This is a genomic window from Caballeronia sp. LZ032, assembly GCF_031451315.1.
GTDB lineage: Bacteria > Pseudomonadota > Gammaproteobacteria > Burkholderiales > Burkholderiaceae > Caballeronia.
Window position 1 is genome coordinate 258,694 of the sequence record NZ_JARUXP010000004.1, and the last position, 17,399, is coordinate 276,092.

A 17,399-nucleotide genomic window follows, 5' to 3' on the forward strand; every position below is an offset into this window, starting at 1 on the left:
TCCCGGCAGCCGGACGCAAGAACGGAGGCGATGGTGGCGACACGCTCGACAACCGAGTTACCCGCACTCGAACTGGTGGCGCGCGAGACGATGGCGAGCCGCGTCTACGCGCAGTTGCGGCAGGCGATCATGACGGGCCGCTTCGCGCCCGGACAATTGCTGAGTCTGCGCAGCGTCGCGGAGGCGGTCGGTTCATCCACCATGCCGGTGCGCGCCGCGCTGACGCGTCTGCAGGCGGAAGGCGCGTTGATCGACGGTCCGGGCCGTGCGCTGATGGTCCCGCCGATGACACTCGATCTCCTCGACGAACTGCGCGACGTGCGCATTGCGCTGGAAGGGGCGGTGGCGAGGCGGGCGGCGTCGCGCATGACGCGCGAATCGCTCGAGGCCTTGCAGGCCATCTTCGACACGATGGATGCACACGTCGAAGCCGGCGATGCACCCGCCTACCTGCGCAGCAACTTCGAATTTCACATTGCCATCTACACGCACGGCGCCAGCGATCTCACGCTGGCGACGATCCAGAACCTCTGGATGCGCATCGGGCCGTTCCTGAATCTCGTCGCACCGGACATTCCGCATATGCGCGGGTCCATGACCGCGCACCGCCACATCGTCGAAGCACTCTGGCGCGGCGATGGCGATGGCGCGCGCGCCGGCATCGAGGAAGACATCGGCGCGGCGGCCGCCGATCTTCAGGAACGCCTGCAAGGCGGCGAACTCGGCCTGACGGGCGAAGACACGAACACGAAGGACGACGCGCAGGCGAGCGCCTGACGAACGTCTGAACGCAGCCAAACACAACGGAGACAGCGAATGACGGTTCTGCAGATGCTGAAGCCGCACGCAGGCTTGCGCGTGCTCGTGACGGGCGGCGCATCGGGCATCGGCCTGGTGATCGCGCGCGCCTTCATCGACGCCGGCGCGCGCGTGCATGTCTGCGACGCAAGTCCGGACGCCATCGCGGCGCTGAACGAAGCGGAAGCGCGCACCGAATGCAACGCGATCACTTCGACACTCGCCGATGTCGCCGACCAGGAAGCGGTGGAACGCGTGTTCGCCGATGTGCAGCGAGAGCTCGGCGGGCTCGATGTGCTGGTGAACAACGCGGGCATCGCGGGTCCAACGGGCGGTATCGAAGAGATAGGCGTGGAGGACTGGGAGCAGACCGTCGACGTCAATCTCAACGCGCAGTTCTTCTTTGCGCGCCGTGCGGTGCCGCTGCTGCGCGACGCACAGGGCGGCGGCACGATCATCGCGCTGTCCTCGGTGGCGGGGCGCCTCGGCTATGCGTTCCGCACGCCGTATGCGGCGACGAAGTGGGCCATCGTCGGACTGACGAAGAGTCTCGCGATCGAACTCGGACCCGCGAACATCCGTGTCAATGCCATCCAGCCGGGCATCGTGAAAGGGCCGCGCATCGAACGCGTGATCGCCGCGCGCGCGAAGCAGCTGAACCTGCCCTACGAAGAGATGGAGCAGCAGTATCTCGCGAAGATCTCGCTGCGCCGGATGACGACGCCCGAAGAGATCGCGGCGACCGCGCTGTTCCTGTGCTCGCCCGCGGGCAGCGGCATCTCGGGACAGGCAATCTCGGTCTGCGGCAACGTCGAAGTGCTCTGAACGGTTCGAACGACAGCGAGGACAGCATGGCAACGAAACGCAAGGTCATCATCACCTGCGCGCCGACCGGCGCGATCCACACGCCTTCCATGTCGCCGTATCTGCCGCTCACGCCGCAGCAGATCGGCGACGCCGCGCTCGCCGCCGCGCGCGAAGGCGCCGCGATCCTGCACCTGCACGCCCGCGATCCCGACGACGGTCATCCGACCCAGGACCCGGCCGTGTTCCAGCAGTTCCTGCCGCGCATCAAGGCCGAGACCGATGCGGTCATCAACATCACGACGGGCGGCAGTCCGCACATGACGGTGGCCGAACGCCTGAAGCCCGCGCATCACTTCAAGCCGGAAGTGGCGTCGCTCAACATGGGCTCGATGAACTTCGGCCTGTATCCGATGCTCGAGCGCTTCAAGGATCTCAAGTACGAGTGGGAGCGCAAGCATCTGGAGAACAGTCGCGACCTCGTCTTCAAGAACACGTTCGCGGACATCGAGTACATCCTGACCTCGTGCAGCGCGAACGGCACGCGCTTCGAGTACGAGTGCTACGACATCTCGCATCTCTACAACCTCGCGCATTTCGTGGACCGCAAGCTGGCGAAGCCGCCGTTCTTCGTGCAGAGCGTGTTCGGTCTGCTGGGCGGCATCGGCGCGCATCCGGAAGACCTCGCGCACATGCGCCGCACAGCGGACCGCCTGTTTGGCAACGACTATGTCTGGTCGATCCTCGGCGCAGGCCGCAACCAGCTGCCGCTCGGCTCGATCGGCGTGGCGCAGGGTTCGAACGTGCGCGTGGGCCTGGAGGATTCGCTGTGGCTCGAACCGGGCAAGCTCGCGGATTCGAGCGCCGCGCAGGTGCGCAAGATCCGCCAGGTGATCGAAGGCCTGTCGCTCGAGATCGCGACGCCCGCCGAAGCACGCGCGATGCTCGCGCTCAAGGGCGGCGGCGACACCAACTTCTGACCGCGGAGGGCAGCGTGAACGCCATGCTCAAAGTAGTCGCGATGCCGACCGGCTGGCTTACCGTCGATCGCTCGTCGCAGGTGTATGGCCGCTACTTCGGCCAGCAGATGAAGGTGCCGGTGTGGTCCACGGCGATCGTCGGCGCGGCGAAGAAGATCGTCGTGGATACCGGCATCCACGATCCGGGCTGGGTCTCGAACTTCGTCTGTCCGTGCGATCAGGCGCCGGAGGAAAAGCTCGAACGCGCGCTGAAGGAGTACGTGGGCTGGAGCGCGGACGAAGTCGATATCGTCATCAACACGCATCTGCATTACGACCATTCAGGCGGCAACACACTGTTCAGGAACGCGCGCTTCGTCGTGCAGGCGAAGGAGTGGGAATACGCGGGCCATCCGCTGCCCACGCAAGCCACGTACTACCAGGAGTTCCTGATCGGCCGCGAGCCGCTCGCGTATTTTCGCTGGCAGTTCGTCCACGGCGTGACCGACATCGTGCCCGGCGTGCGCGTCGTGCCGACGCCAGGACACACGCCGGGGCATCAGTCGGTGGCGGTGGATACGGCGGAAGGCGTCGTGCTGATCGCGGGCGATTGCGCGAACTGCATGGAGAACATCGTCGATCTCGTGCCGGTGGGCATCGTGCACGAGACTTTCGCGGAGATGGCTTCGCTCACGCGCATTCGCCAGATCGCGGACTTGGTCATACCCGGACACGACCCGAATGTCGTGCCCGGTAGCGCGGGTATCGCGTTGCCCGCCAGCGCGCGCTTGCCTCACGTCGCGAAATAACGCACGGCAAAACCAATAACGAAGCACCGGAGGATGACATGAAAGCATGGACGCAATCGATTCGTCATGCGGGCCGGGTAGCGCTCGGCCTGATGTTTGCCGCAAGCCTCGCGGTTCCGATGCAGGCGCATGCGGCGGGCAAGTACAAGATCTTCCTGTCGATGAGCTATGTCGGCAACGACTGGCAGACGGAAGCGGCCAACATGGTCAAGGCCATGGCCAACACGCCCGCGCTCAAGGACAAGGTGGACCTCGAAGTGCAGGTCGCGGGCACGGACGCGCAGAAGCAGATCCAGCAGATCAACTCGATGGTGCAGGCAGGCGCGAAGGCCATCGTCATCTATCCGATCTCGCCGACCGCGCTCAACCGCGCGATCAAGAACGCCTGCTCGAAGGGCGTCGTGGTCGCGGCCTATGACGGCGAAGTTACCGAGCCGTGCGCGCACAACGTGACCATCGACCAGCATCAGGCCGGCACCGTCACCGCCGAATGGCTCGCGAAGACCTTGAACGGCAAGGGCAACATCGTGCTCATCAATGGCGTGCCGGGCACCTCGGTGGACCGTGCCCGCACGGAATCGGCCAAGGTCGTGTTCGCGAAGTTCCCGGGCATCAAGATCGTCGCGGAGGGCACCGGCATGTGGAGCCAGGCCACCGCGAAGACCGAACTCTCGAAGATCCTCGCGACCAACAGCTGGGACAAGATCGACGGGCTGTGGATGCAGGTGGGCTGCTTCACGGCGGCGTCGATGCAGCTGGAAGCGGGCATCGCCGACGACAAGATCAAGCCGTGCGCGGGCGAATCGTCGAACGGGCATCGCGTGCAGATGCTGCCGCCGGGCGAAGTCAAGGGACAGGGCGCGTACCGTTCCATTGGCTATCGGTCGATCTCGTATGGCGCGCCGCCGTACTCCGGCGCGATGGCGCTCAAGATGGCCGTGAAGAAGCTCGACGGCGGGGACTTTCCGGCGCGCGTGACGCTCAAGCTGCCGCTGGTGCTGACGGCCGAATCGAAGCTGTGCAAGACCGGCAGCATCGACGAACTGAAGGCCGGTTGCACCGCATTCCCGCCTGACAAGGTGCCGCCGGGCTGGTTCGCCGACATCTATTCGGAAGACACGAAGGAAGTCGGCTTCAACGCGGCGCTCACCGGCAATCAGGACTGAGGCGATCATGAACGATGCGGCGCTGGCCATCGATCTCGCGAACGTGACGAAGCGCTTCGGCGCGACCGTCGCGCTCGACGGCGCGTCGTTCCGCGTGAAGCGCGGCGCGGTGCATGCGCTGCTCGGCGAGAACGGCGCGGGCAAGTCGACCACGGTCAAGCTGCTGTCGGGGCTGATCGCGCCGGACGCGGGCAGCATGCGCGTGATGGGCCGCGACGTGACGATGAAAAGCCCGCAGGACGCGCATCGCGCCGGCGTGCAGACGGCCTTCCAGGAAATGACGCTGGTGCGCGATCTGACGGTCGCGCAGAACCTGCTGCTGGCGCATGAGCCGACGGGTCTCTTCGGGCGCATCCGGGCGCGCGAGGCGCAACGCAGGACGGCGGAATGGCTCGAACGTCTCGAACTCGACGACGTGCGGCCCGGCGCCTATATCCGCGATCTGTCCTTGCCGGTGCGGCAGAAGATCGAGATCGCGAAGGCCATCGCGCGCGAGCCGGACGTGCTGCTGCTCGACGAGCCGACCTCGGCGCTCTCGGGCCGCGATGTCGCATGGCTGGCGCGACGCATCGAGGAACTGAAGGCGAAGGGCGTGACCTTCGTGTTCATCTCGCATCGGATGCAGGAAGTGCGCGAGTTCTGCGACAGCCTTACGGTGTATCGCAATGGCCGCGATGTAGGTGCGTTCGATACCGCCGCGATCTCGGACGATGAAGTCATCCGGCTCGTGATCGGCCGCTCGCTGGAGGCGAAATATCCGCCGAAGGTCGCGCCGCCTGCTTCGGCTGTGGCGGAGGCAGCGCCTGCGCTGGAAGCGCGCGGCGTGCGCATCGACGGCGTGGTGAGCGACTTCGATCTGACGCTGCGCGCGGGCGAGGTCCACGGCATCGCGGCATTGCAGGGCATGGGCCAGCGCGAATTGTTCGAGGCGCTGTTCGGCGCGGCGTATCTGGATCAAGGCGAACTGCGCATCGACGGCAAACCGGTCACGCTGACCTCCACGGCGGACTCGCTGAAGGCCGGCGTATCGACGAGCTTCCTGCCCGAGGACCGCAAGACCGAAGGACTGTTCCTGCGGCTGCCCGGCGGAGAGAACGTTTCGCTGCCGGTGATTGGCCGCTATGCGCGTTTCGGGCTGATCGACCGCAAGCGCGAACAGGCCGCGATCCGGCGCTCGCTCGCGCAGATGGAAGTGAATCCGCGTGCGCTCTACAAGCCGTGCCTGTCGTTCTCGGGCGGCAACCAGCAGAAGATCGCGATGGCCAAGTGGCTGCTCACGCAAAGCCGCGTCTGGTTGATGTTCGATCCGACGCGCGGCATCGACGTCGGCACCAAGCATCAGATCTTCATGCTGATGCGCGCCTTCGCCGCCGCCGGCGGCGCCGTGCTGTTCTATTCGACCGACGTGCCCGAACTCGTCAACGTGTGCGATTGCGTGTCGGTGATGTATCGCGGCCGCAATGCGGGCGAGTTGTCGGGCGAGGCGCTCACCGAAGAGAACGTGATGCGCAAGATGCTTTCCAGCTGAGAGGTGCTTCATGAAGACTGCCGTTGCCGCTCCCGACAGCAAGATCGTGCGCCCGGGCGCGCGCGTGGGATGGGGCGCGCGCATCGATCATCATCGCGGGCTCATCATCGCCGTGTGTGCGCTGCTCGCGATGCTCGGCGCATGGATCGCGCTGTCCGCGACGCCCGTGGGCCTGTATGACATCGGCTCCGTCATATCGAGCGCGACCACGCTCGCGCTCGCGGCCATCGGACAGACCATCGTCGTGCTGTCGGGCGGCTTCGATCTGTCGGCGTCCGCGGTGGTGTCGCTCGCCAACGTGCTCGCCGTGCGCTTCGTGCAGGGCTCGCCCGTCGAGCAATGGGCGGGCGTCGCGCTGATCCTTGCGATCGGCGGCGGCATCGGGCTGGTCAACGGCGCGCTCATCGCGTGGTTCAGGTTGCAGTCGATCGTCGTCACGCTCGCGACCATGTTCATGGTGCAGGGCGTCACGCTGCTGATCCAGAACAAGCCGGGCGGAAGCGTCGGCGAACAGTTCGGCGGCGTGCTCACGTCCGATCTCATTCCCGACAAGCTGCCGATGTCCGCCGCCTTGCTGATTCTCGCGCTGCTGGTCTGGTCGTTCGTGCGGCGCACGCGCTTCGGCGTGGGCCTGTATGCGCTCGGCAGCGACCCGGACGGCGCCTACGCGAACGGCATGCCGGTCACGCGCTACCGGGTCGCGACCTATGCGCTCGCGGGCATGTTCTACGCGGCGGCGGGGCTGTATGTGTCGGCGCAGACGGGTTCGGCCGATCCGCTCGTCGGCCGTCCGCTGCTGCTTTCGATGTTCACCGCCGTGGTGCTCGGCGGCACCTTGCTGGGCGGCGGACGAGGCGGTTGCGTCGGCACCGTGTTCGCCGCGATGACGCTGATGATCACCGTGAACATCCTGCTCGTGCTGAACGTCTCCGCATTCTTCACGACGATCGCAGAAGCCGTGATCCTGATTCTCGCGGTGCTGGGCTCGTCGATCGGCAAGCAATCGGCGGCGCACGAATGCGCCCGGCATGCGGCACAGTGGCTGAAGGCGGTACGCACCGGCACGCGTGCGCGCGACGATCGCAATGCGCGCCGCGTGAAGTTTGAGGTCAACGACTTTCGCGCGCTGGAGAACGCGGAGCTGAAGGGACGGCCGATTGCGGACTGGATCGAGCGCAATCGCGAATGGGTCAAGTATGTCGTGCCGGCGTATGTGCTGTTCTTCGGCGTGGTCGTCATCACGGCGATCGTCTACGGCCCCGGCGTGCTGGCGAGCGCGAACTTCTACAGCAGCTTGCTTACGCTGACGCTGTTCCTCGCGATCCTCGGTCTCGGGCAGGGCGCCGTCATCCTGACCGGCGGTCTCGACCTGTCGACGCCCTGGCTCATCACGCTGTCCGGCGTGCTGCTTACCGGGCTGACGCACGGCATGAACGGCGCGGCCGTGTGGGCCGTGCCGGTGGTGCTGGTTGTCGGCTTGCTGGTGGGCGTGTTCAACGGCGTCGGCGTGGTGATGCTGGGCTTGCCGCCCATCGTCGTCACGCTCGCCGCGAACGGTCTGCTGCAAGGCCTCACGCTGATCTATTGCAACGGCTCGCCGCAAGGCTGGTCGCCGCCCGGCATCAGCGAGTTCACCAACGGCCGCATCGGGCCCCTGTCTCTTGCCGCGTGGAGCGTGCCGGTGTTTCTCGTCGTCGCGTTGCTGCTGCTGCATCGCACGCCGTTCGGGCGGCGCGTGTATGCGGTCGGTAATTCGCCCGCGGCCGCGCGGCTCTCGGGCGTGCGCGTCGGCGTCACGCTGATCGCGGTGTATTGCCTGTCCGGGCTGTGCTCGGCTCTGGTCGGCCTGCTGCTCGCCGGTTTCAGTTCGCAGGCTTTCCTCGGCATGGGCGATCCTTATCTGCTGCCCTCGATTGCGGTGGTCGTGGTCGGCGGTGCGCTCATCACCGGCGGGCGCGGTCACTATCTCGGCGTGTTTGGCGGCGCCCTGCTGCTGACCGCGCTCGGCACGCTGCTCGCGGGCACGACCGTGCCGCCGGCCGTGCGCGACATCATCAACGGGCTCGTCGTGCTCGCGGCCGTCATCACGCTGCGGGACAAGAAGGGCTGACCCAACCTCGAAAGGAGCAGAGCGGATGCAAGCGCACAGGATTGCGGTGATCGGTTCGGGACGCATCGGCCGCGCGTGGTCGATCGTGTTTGCCAGGAGCGGCTTCGACGTGAAGCTTCATGACGCGGCGCCCGAGATGCTGTCCGGCGCGCTGCCCGCGATCCGCGAGAGCGTCGAGGATCTCGCCTCGTTCAAGCTGATCGACGAACCGGTCGATGCGGTCGTCGCGCGTATCACGACTTGCGAACAGCTTGCGGACGCCGTCGCCGATGCCGATCTCGTGCAGGAGAACATCGCCGAAGTGGTCGAAGCGAAGCGCGCGCTGTTCAGCGAACTGGACCGCCTGACGAAGCCCGACGCGCTGCTCGCCAGTTCGACGTCGGGTCTGCCGGCATCGAGCTTCACGGAGGGCTTGCAAGGCCGCGCGCGATGCTTCGTCGCGCATCCGGTGAATCCGCCGTCGCTCGTGCCACTGGTGGAGTTGTGCGGCGCGCCGTGGACCGCGCCGGACGCGCTGCAACGCGCCCGCGTGCTCTACGAGGCGGCGGGGCAGCAGCCCGTGACGGTGAATCGCGAGATATCGGGCTTCCTGTTGAACCGCCTGCAAGGCGCGTTGCTGGAGGAAGCCTTGAGTCTCTACGAGCAAGGTTATGCGAGCGCGGCGGATCTCGATACCGTGATGCGCGACGGTCTGGCGATGCGCTGGTCGTTCATGGGTCCGTTCGAGACCATCGATCTCAACGCGCCCGGCGGCGTGGCCGATTACGCGGCGCGCTATGGCGGCACGTATCGCAGCATTGCGGCGGGACGCAAGGCGTTCGACTGGCCGCAAGCGACGCTCGACAGACTGGACGCCGAGCGTCGTGCGGTGTTGCCGCGCGAGCGTATCGAGGAACGCAGCCGCTGGCGCGACCGGCGCCTGATGGCGCTGCTGGCGCACCGCCGCGATCTGAAGGACGGCGATAGTTGACCCAGGGAGACGACGATGCCCGAAGTACGCTTGCTGGTCGATGCAAACAATCACCTCGGAGAAGGCCCGCTGTGGGACGTGAAGGAGGAGCGGCTGTACTGGATCGACAGCACGGCCGCCGAGATCTATAGCTGCCGCGCGGACGGCAGCGACGTGCAGCGTTATTTCGTGCCGCGTCATATCGGTTCGATGGCGTTGCGCGAGCAGGGCGGCGCGGTCGTGGCGCTGGCGAACGGCCTGCATTTCTATGACTTCGACGCGCAGACAGTGCAGTTCATCGCCGACCCGGAAAGCGACGATCCCGAGACGCGCTTCAACGACGGCAAGGTGGACCGGCGCGGGCGTTTCATCGCGGGCACGATGGCTTATGACTTCGATCGCTACGATGCCGATCGCGGCCAGCGCTCGACGCGCAGCGGCGGTCTTTACAGGCTCGATCCGGATGGCCGCGTGACGCGCCTGGACAGCGGCATCACGTGCTCGAACGGACCGTGCTGGAGCCCTGACAACCAGACTTTCTATTTCACCGACACCTACAGCCGCGAGATGTACGCGTACGACTACGACATCGAAACCGGGGCGGCGACGAAGCGGCGTCTGTTTGCATCGGCGCGTGATATGGCGGGCACCTTCGACGGCGCGACCGTCGACGAAGAAGGTTATGTGTGGTCCGCGCTCGTGTTCGGCGGGCGCATTCTGCGATATGCGCCGGACGGCACGCTCGACCGCGTCGTGCCGTTTCCAGTGCGCAATCTGACTAGCGTGATGTTCGGCGGTCCTGGTCTCGATACGCTCTATGTCTCGACGATGGGCCGCCCAATGTGGGGCATTCCGCAGAAAGAGCGCGACAAGGGCGGCTTGTTTGCGGTGACCGGACTCGGTGTGCGTGGTTTGCCTGAGCCGCGCTTTGCGGGGTGATTGCAGGATCACGATGCTTCCGTCTGGTCCGTTTGATCGAGCGCCTGATCAAGAAAATAAAGTGAATATCAAATCAGGCCGTGGCGAACGCTCAATAAGAAAACTTGATGTCGAAAGCGTGTTATATCTCCCGATAACATTCTGAGTTGGTCTCGAATAATCAAGACGAAAAAGCGTTTGGTGAGCCCAGACATGATTGGAGAGTCTTGACATCCAACGTCGTCCCGAAAGGTCTCTCGGGCAATCACACGATCGAGATTTCGCTCGACGATCGTTCATAGCCGGGTATGAAGAAGCCGCGCGGCGCGCACGCTTGGCCAGGTGTGCGTCCGCGCTATCATGCGAGCCCTGGATCACGAACAGTCACCTGACATGAGCATCGACACTGAACGGCTTATTGCGTCGCTGCCCGAGCGCATCGATGCGATCGTCACGCGCGCCGCGCGCACTCAGCCTCAACGCATTGCGTTGCGCGAGGACGCGCGCGAGCTGAGCTACGGCGAACTGGATCGCGCTGTCGATGCCCTGGCCGCGCGGCTTGCGTCAGCGGGCGTGCGGGCCGGCGATCGCGTGATGTTGATCGGCGAGAACAGCGTGGCGTTCGTCGTTGCGCTGTTCGCCGTCAGCCGGCTCGAAGCGTGGGCGCTGCTGACGAACGCGCGCCTGACCGCCATCGAGATCGATGGGATCAAGGCGCATGCGCGACCGCGTCTGTCGTTCTTCACCGTCGATGCATCCGCCGATGCCGAGCGTCACGCGCAGCGCGCGTGTGCGCGCGTCGAAGCACTCGACACGGTGCCGATAGGCGCGTTCGCGCTCGGTGCCGTCGATGCCGGCGCCGCACAGGAAGCGCATGGACTGCCCGCAGACCGGCAATGCGCCGCGCTCATCTACACGACAGGCACCACGGGCGCACCGAAGGGCGTGATGCTGTCGCATCGCAATCTGCTGTTTGTCGCGGCGATGTCGAGCACCTTGCGCCGCGTGAGCCCCGAGGACCGCGTGTATGCGGTGTTGCCGGTGTCGCACGTGTTCGGGCTGGCTTCGGTGTGCCTTGGTTCGCTGTATGCCGGCGCCACGCTGAGGCTCGCGCCGCGCTTCGATGTGCAACACACGGGCCAGGTGCTGCGTGACGAGCACATCACGATCTTCCAGGGCGTGCCCGCGATGCACGCGAAGCTCATCGATTTCTTCAGCACGCGCGGCGGTCTGAATGCGCCTGCATTGCGCTTCGTGTACAGCGGCGGTTCGCCCCTCGACATGCCGCTCAAGAGCGCCGCCGAACGGTTCTATGGTCTGCCCCTGCACAACGGGTACGGCATGACCGAGAGCAGCCCGACTGTCTCCAACACGATGCTCGATGCGCCGGCGCGCGATGCATCGGTAGGACCGCCTATTCCCGGCGTGGAGACGCGCATCGTGCCGCTCGAAGAACAGGCCGATGGCACAGTGGATGACGTCGGTGAACTCTGGGTGCGCGGACCGAACGTGATGCTCGGCTATTACCGCGATCCGGCGCAGACGGCAGCGACCGTGACGCTCGATGGCTGGCTCCGGACCGGCGATCTGGCGCGCATCGAGCAGGGCAATCTGTATATCGTCGGGCGTGGCAAGGAGTTGATCATTCGCTCGGGCTTCAACGTTTATCCGGCGGAAGTCGAACAGGTATTGAATGGGCATCCGGCCGTGCTGCATTCGGCGGTGATCGGACGCAGTGTCGAGGGCAATGAGGAGGTGCTCGCGTTCGTCGAACTGCGGCCCGGCGCGCAATGCGCGGAGCATGAACTGGCGGACTGGACCAGCGCACGCCTTGCACCGTACAAGCGGCCCGCCACGATCACCATCCTCGACGCGCTGCCCGCGGCCGCGAGCGGCAAGATACTCAAGCATCGGCTGGGCACGACGTCCCCAAGGTCAGGCCCCCGATGATTTTGAAGGAATTTGACTCAATGAAAAGTGGCGCTGCGTAGTCATGCCGTACCCTGAAACGATCGGATTCAGGGGATCACATGAATGGTTGCGCTGTCTCGCTTTTTGCAGTCTTACTCTTCGTTGCGTTGCAGGCTGCGTGCGACGGCAGGACCTTTCCGGGCCCCAGCGCCGGAACCTTGCATCGGGTGGCGGCTGCCGCCACGTTGCAGGCGGCGCCGCAGGTCAATGTGGCGGCCGAAGCGAACGGAACAAGCCCGGCAGCATACGCCTCGCCTTCTTTCGAGATTCCGGCGTCCGATGCCACCTCGTGGCAAACCCTTGCGAGCCCGACCATTCCCGGCCCGCTGCAATACTCCAACGATCACACGGTCATTCAAGGTGAAGACGGCAACTGGCATGTCATCGGCATAAACGGAGGCGGCAACGGCCAGGAACATGCGCTGTATCGCACCGTGCTGTCGAGCCTCTATCCGCCGGTTCCTGTCAGTCCTTCAGCCGCTTACCCGACTGTCCAGCCGGACGGGCAGGATGCGCCGCTCGCGCAATTTCATGACCGAAGCGGCGCGGCATGCACGGCGTGGGCGTCGTCGTCGATCAAGGCGCGCGGAACAGCTTATCTGCTCTTCACCAGCGGGCGCGACAACAACGGCAACTGCCCCGGACAGGTGAAGAGACTCGAAATCCTGAGATCCACGGAGCCGAAGCTCGAAGCATGGACGTCGGTGAACAGCTATCCCGACGCCACGGCGCCGAATGCGCCGGTGGCCATCGGCGTGACGGTGACGGGCGTGCCTGCGAGTCAGCGTTATGCCGGATCGAACGCGGCGGTATTCGATACCGGATGGCCTCTGAACTTTCGTGACCCCGGCATCTTTCAGGACGGCGATGGCACGTTTCATCTCTACTCGCCGTCTTTCGACCGGGCGTTGGGGCATTCGATCGTGGCGGTCTACCGGTCAACCGATCTGCTGAACTGGACCTGTGTGCGCGCGGCATTGACGCTGGTTCCCGGTGCGCTGGATGTCAACTGGGCGGCGACGGAATCGCCTTTCGAGTTCAAGCGCGGAGACTGGTATTACATGGACGCATGTCACCGTGAAGCGCCAGGCCGGCACGGTCACCGTCTACGTCAACGGTGTCGCGTCGGGCTCGGGAGGCTGGGCCGCTCCCTTCTGGATCACGGGCGTGGGCCAGCCGCAGGGCGGCAACATCATGGGGCGTCTTGCGCACGTCGTCATGACCAATCAGGCTTTGACGGCGAGCCAGATTCAGGCGCAAGCCGGGATGCCCGCATCCGGTTTGGCGCAGTGGATGCCATAGGCGATGCGCAACCCAGGATGTCTTATACCGATCCCCCGTCCGCCGCTTCATGCGGAATCATCCAGCCGAAGAAGACTTCCGCCTCGATCAGCTTGCCGTCACGAATGGTGAGGATCTCCGTGTTGCGGAAGGCGCTGCCTTCCCGCGTGCGCAGATCGTAGGTCACGAACACACGCGCTCCGTCCTGTATGAGATGCACGAAATCGAAGCGATCGACCGTGTGTGCATTCGGCCAGCAGCGCGCAAGGTACGTGGCGCGGTTCAGTCGGTTGTCACGCGGACTGGTGAAATGGAAGTCATCGGCAATCAAATGTTCGATGGCCTCGCGGTCCTTGTTCACATACGCCTCATACACCTGTCGCGCGGTGGCGGCTGGTTCAGGATAGATGTCGTTCATGCGCAATCTCCCGGTTTCCGTTGACGACGATTGGCGCTCTCTCGCCTCGACAAAGACTCCGTAAAGCCTCTCACGCCGATGTATCGAAATGTAACCCTTCATGCGGACCCTTGCGCATGCATTACATTGCGAAATCACTGCAGCTCTGACCAACACATAAGAACGGAGACGCTCGCATGAAGGCAAGCAAGAGACAACGGATGACGGGCCTGATCGTCGGTACGCTGATGATCGGATCAACGGCCATGCAGGCAGTCCGTGCGGACATCGCCACCGGAGATGAAACCATCGCTGTCGCAGGGCTTGCACAGCCCGCCGACATTCTTGTCGACCGTTGGGGTGTGCCGCATATCTTCGCGGCCAACGACAGCGACGCGTTCTTCGTGCAAGGCTTCAACGCGGCACGCGACCGGCTCTTCCAGATCGATCTCTGGCGCAGGCGCGGTCTCGGCGCGTTGTCGGAGGTGTTCGGTCCCGCGTACATCGAGCAGGACAAGGCGACGCGGCTCTTTCTTTATCGCGGCGACATGAAGACCGAATGGCAACGCTACGGGCCCGATGCCAGACCGGCGGCCACGCGCTACGCGGCGGGCGTGAATGCGTATATCGACTGGCTGGCGGCGCATCCGGACCGCATGCCCTACGAGTTTCGCGAGATCGGCTACTGGCCGGCGAAGTGGAATCCGGACGATGTCGTGCGCATCCGCAGCCATGGTCTGACGCGCAATCTGACGAGCGAAGTCGCGCGTGCACGCGTGACCTGCAAGAGTTCGCTCGATGCGGATTCCGTGCGTTTCGGATTTCAGCCGCCGTGGAAACCCGAGATGCCCGCGGGCCTCGATCCCTGTCTGCCCGACGATGTCCTCAAGGTCTTCACGCTGGCCACACAGGGCGTGCATGTGACCCGGGAGTCCATGAAAAGCGCTGATGTGGCGACCACTGTCATCGCAGCCGCCGAGAACCCCGAGGAGGTCACCGAGGGCAGCAACAACTGGGTGATCGCGCCATCAAAGTCGGCCACTGGCCGCGCGATCATGGCGAACGATCCGCATCGCGCCTATGCCGCGCCGAGCCTGCGCTACATCCAGCAGATCAGCACGCCGACGCTCGACATCATCGGCGCGGGCGAGCCTTCGGCGCCGGGCATCTCGATCGGACATAACGGCTCGATCGCCTACGGCCTCACGATCTTCAACATCGATCAGGAAGATCTCTATGTGTACGAGCTGAACCCGGCCAATCCGCGGGAGTATCGCTACAAGGGCAAGTGGGAACCGATGCGCGTCGTCCGCGAGCAGGTCGCGGTTCGCGATGGCGCGCCGGTGAACGTGGAACTGCTGTTCACGCGCCATGGGCCGGTGATCTACACGGAAGAGAGCAAGCATCGCGCGTTTGCGGTGCGCACTGCGTGGCTGTCGCCGGGCATGTCGCCTTACTTCGATTCGATGCGCTACATGCGCGCAAAGAACTATGCGCAGTTCAAGGCCGCGCTGGCCACGTGGGGCGCGCCGACCGTGAATCAGGTCTATGCGGACACGGAGGGCAACATCGGCTGGGTGCCGAGCGGACTTGCGCCCGTCCGCCCCAACTGGGACGGACTCATGCCGGTGCCCGGCGATGGCCGCTACGAGTGGGCCGGCTTCTGGCCGCGCGATGCGATGCCATCGGCTTATAACCCCGCGCAAGGCTATTTCACGACCTCGAATGAAATGAATCTTCCGGCAGGCTATCCGTATGCCGAGCACAAGCTCGGCTTCGAATGGACCAACGGGTCGCGGCATCAGCGCATCGACGAGGTGTTGAAGTCGCAGCCCAAGGTGTCGATCGAAGATTCGGAGCGCCTGCAGAACGACGACGTGTCGATTCCGGCGCGACGGCTCGTTGCGTTGCTCGCGCCGCTGTCGAGCGACGATGAAGACACGCGGGCCGCGCTCGCGCTGTTGAAGGGCTGGGACGCGCACATGGGCGCAGGTTCTCCGCAGGCCGCGCTGGAAGAGGTGTGGTTGTCGCGGCATCTCGGCCGCACATTCAAGCAAGCGGTGTTGCCGAAGGACGCGGCGGCTTCGTTCGGCCCACCCGATACGGCTGTCATGCTCGACACGCTCGAACATCCAGAAACACGCTTTGGCGACGATGCTCAAGGGAAGCGCAACGGGGTCCTGCTGTCGAGTCTGCATGACGCGTATGTCGAGATGCGGCATCTGCAGGGCGCGGATGCAAGTCAATGGAAATGGGGCAAGCTGCAGACCAACTTGAACGCGCATCCGCTGGCTGATGTCGTCGACCAGGACATGCGCGCGAAGCTCAACGTCGGACCCATCGGCAAGGGTGGCAGCGCCTATACGCCGAATCAGTCCACGTATCGCGCGAGCGATTTCCGTGAGACCAACGGGCCTTCGTTCCGCGTGGTCGTCGATGTCGGTAACTGGGACAACTCGCGTGCGGTCAATCTTCCGGGCGAGTCCGGCGATCCGGACAACCCGCACTATCGCGATCTTGCGCAGATGTGGCTCGACGGACAGTACTTCCCGTTGCTGTACACGCGTGCGGCTGTCGAAGCCGCAACCGAGAAGCGGGTGCACCTGGTGCCCGATTCGCGCTGAGTTGATTGTTGCGGGTTCGGCAAGGCAGCTTCAACGCAGGCGGCGATGATCTTTCAGCCGCTCTGCGTCACAATTCTCTCGCGGTGGACGGGTGCTGGCTGGCGCCTTGCCGGACTCCTCATCCGGTTCGTCCCCGCGCTTTCCTCTCTTCTCTCCCTGACGCGCTCGTCACTTCTATTTCCTGCCGAAGGGAATAGAACGTGTCATGCCTGGGTTAACCAATCGAAGCCTCTCAGCTTGAATCCTGGGTCGAGTGAGTCGAAGCCGCGCAAGGGCCCTGTGCGTTCGATGAGGTTCCGTGGATCGCCTGCGATCCGGTCAACCTTTTCTGTCGGAGTCTGAAGATCATGAAGGCCATTGCTACCTTTGTCGTGTCGCTTGCCGTCGCAGTATCGTCGTCGCTCGTGTTTGCGCAGGATCACAACGCACCGCTCACGCGTGCCCAGGTCAAAGCCGAACTGGCTCAACTCGAGCAAGCAGGCTACTCGCCCGCGACCGGCGAGGAACCCAACTACCCGAACGACATCCAGGCCGCGGAAGCGAAGGTCGCGGCACAGCGCGCCGCTGCCGGCGACGCCCATGAATCCTACGGCGGCTCGCAGGCCGGCGCGGCGGCGGCGGGTTCCGGCCCGAAGCACATGCCGATGCAGCATGGATCGATGACGGATATGGATTGCGTCGGTCCGTCAGGATTTTGCAAGCCGTTTTTCGGGAGTTGATTCGGCGTATTGGCCGGGGAGACTCTGTTCGACACTCGGGTGGGGTTAATCGGGTTTCGAACGCACAAAACGAGTGCGGAAAAATAATTTGCGAAAGGGGTTGACCAGGCGTTCATCCGCCGGTCATAATTCGCCTCCCGTTGAATGACGGCGCGAAAGAAACGAAGCGAAATGCTTCAGAAATTCTCCGCGATGCTCTTTAAAAACTAACAGCCGATAAGTGTGGGCGCTTGATGCGGGTGCGGCCGGTTCCTTGAATCGGTAATGGCAAAAGTATCAAGAGTCTCACACGAAGTATCAGAGGAAGGTTTATCTGTCTTAGGACGGATTAATCATCGTCAGTACGTTGAGTGAGCGACCGGTTTC

At 64.4% G+C, this 17,399-nt stretch carries 14 protein-coding genes; 13 read left to right on the forward strand and 1 reads right to left on the reverse strand.

The genetic code is table 11. The annotated features are described in order from the left end of the window. The first annotated feature begins 30 nt into the window (after positions 1–30). The 11 genes from QCE69_RS29155 to QCE69_RS39590 all read left to right on the forward strand — a co-directional run bounded on the left by QCE69_RS29155 (position 31) and on the right by QCE69_RS39590 (position 13,314). Entirely contained in the window at positions 31–777 is a 747-nt protein-coding gene (locus QCE69_RS29155) for a GntR family transcriptional regulator (RefSeq protein ID WP_309925708.1), read from the forward strand. Positions 778–816: 39 nt separating this feature from the next. Continuing rightward, on the forward strand, positions 817–1,623 hold the full coding sequence (locus tag QCE69_RS29160) for an SDR family oxidoreductase (protein ID WP_309934434.1): 807 nt from the start codon (positions 817–819) through the stop codon (positions 1,621–1,623). Positions 1,624–1,649: 26 nt separating this feature from the next. After that, on the forward strand, positions 1,650–2,582 hold the full coding sequence (locus QCE69_RS29165) for a 3-keto-5-aminohexanoate cleavage protein (protein WP_309934435.1): 933 nt from the start codon (positions 1,650–1,652) through the stop codon (positions 2,580–2,582). Between the two features lie 14 nt (positions 2,583–2,596). Beyond that, positions 2,597–3,370 (forward strand): N-acyl homoserine lactonase family protein, encoded by a 774-nt coding sequence (locus QCE69_RS29170; RefSeq protein WP_309934436.1) that lies wholly within the window; start codon positions 2,597–2,599, stop codon positions 3,368–3,370. Between the two features lie 38 nt (positions 3,371–3,408). Continuing rightward, positions 3,409–4,536: a sugar ABC transporter substrate-binding protein gene (locus QCE69_RS29175; protein WP_309934437.1), complete on the forward strand. Its 1,128-nt coding sequence runs from the start codon at positions 3,409–3,411 to the stop codon at positions 4,534–4,536. 7 nt (positions 4,537–4,543) lie between these two features. Continuing rightward, entirely contained in the window at positions 4,544–6,064 is a 1,521-nt protein-coding gene (locus tag QCE69_RS29180; protein WP_309934438.1) for a sugar ABC transporter ATP-binding protein, read from the forward strand. A 10-nt stretch (positions 6,065–6,074) separates the two neighbouring features. Continuing rightward, positions 6,075–8,174: an ABC transporter permease gene (locus tag QCE69_RS29185; protein ID WP_309934439.1), complete on the forward strand. Its 2,100-nt coding sequence runs from the start codon at positions 6,075–6,077 to the stop codon at positions 8,172–8,174. A 25-nt stretch (positions 8,175–8,199) separates the two neighbouring features. Further along, positions 8,200–9,144, forward strand: coding sequence for a 3-hydroxyacyl-CoA dehydrogenase (locus QCE69_RS29190; protein WP_309934440.1), 945 nt, complete (start codon positions 8,200–8,202; stop codon positions 9,142–9,144). A gap of 15 nt (positions 9,145–9,159) precedes the next feature. Next, positions 9,160–10,062, forward strand: a complete 903-nt coding sequence (locus tag QCE69_RS29195) for an SMP-30/gluconolactonase/LRE family protein (protein WP_309934441.1) — start codon at positions 9,160–9,162, stop codon at positions 10,060–10,062. Positions 10,063–10,434: 372 nt separating this feature from the next. After that, entirely contained in the window at positions 10,435–11,991 is a 1,557-nt protein-coding gene (locus QCE69_RS29200; RefSeq protein WP_309934442.1) for an AMP-binding protein, read from the forward strand. Positions 11,992–13,014: 1,023 nt separating this feature from the next. Next, positions 13,015–13,314: a LamG-like jellyroll fold domain-containing protein gene (locus QCE69_RS39590; RefSeq protein ID WP_409021245.1), complete on the forward strand. Its 300-nt coding sequence runs from the start codon at positions 13,015–13,017 to the stop codon at positions 13,312–13,314. Positions 13,315–13,336: 22 nt separating this feature from the next. Here the strand turns inward: QCE69_RS39590 and QCE69_RS29205 are convergent, their stop codons facing one another. Beyond that, positions 13,337–13,702 carry a nuclear transport factor 2 family protein gene (locus QCE69_RS29205; RefSeq protein ID WP_409021259.1) on the reverse strand — a complete coding sequence of 122 codons (366 nt, stop codon included), beginning with the start codon at positions 13,700–13,702 and terminating at the stop codon, positions 13,337–13,339. Between the two features lie 209 nt (positions 13,703–13,911). On the opposite strand from QCE69_RS29205, the gene QCE69_RS29210 reads away from it, so the two are divergent. Beyond that, positions 13,912–16,314, forward strand: coding sequence for a penicillin acylase family protein (locus QCE69_RS29210; RefSeq protein WP_409021260.1), 2,403 nt, complete (start codon positions 13,912–13,914; stop codon positions 16,312–16,314). A 347-nt stretch (positions 16,315–16,661) separates the two neighbouring features. Continuing rightward, positions 16,662–17,033 (forward strand): DUF4148 domain-containing protein, encoded by a 372-nt coding sequence (locus QCE69_RS29215; RefSeq protein ID WP_309934445.1) that lies wholly within the window; start codon positions 16,662–16,664, stop codon positions 17,031–17,033. Positions 17,034–17,399 lie beyond the last annotated feature (366 nt).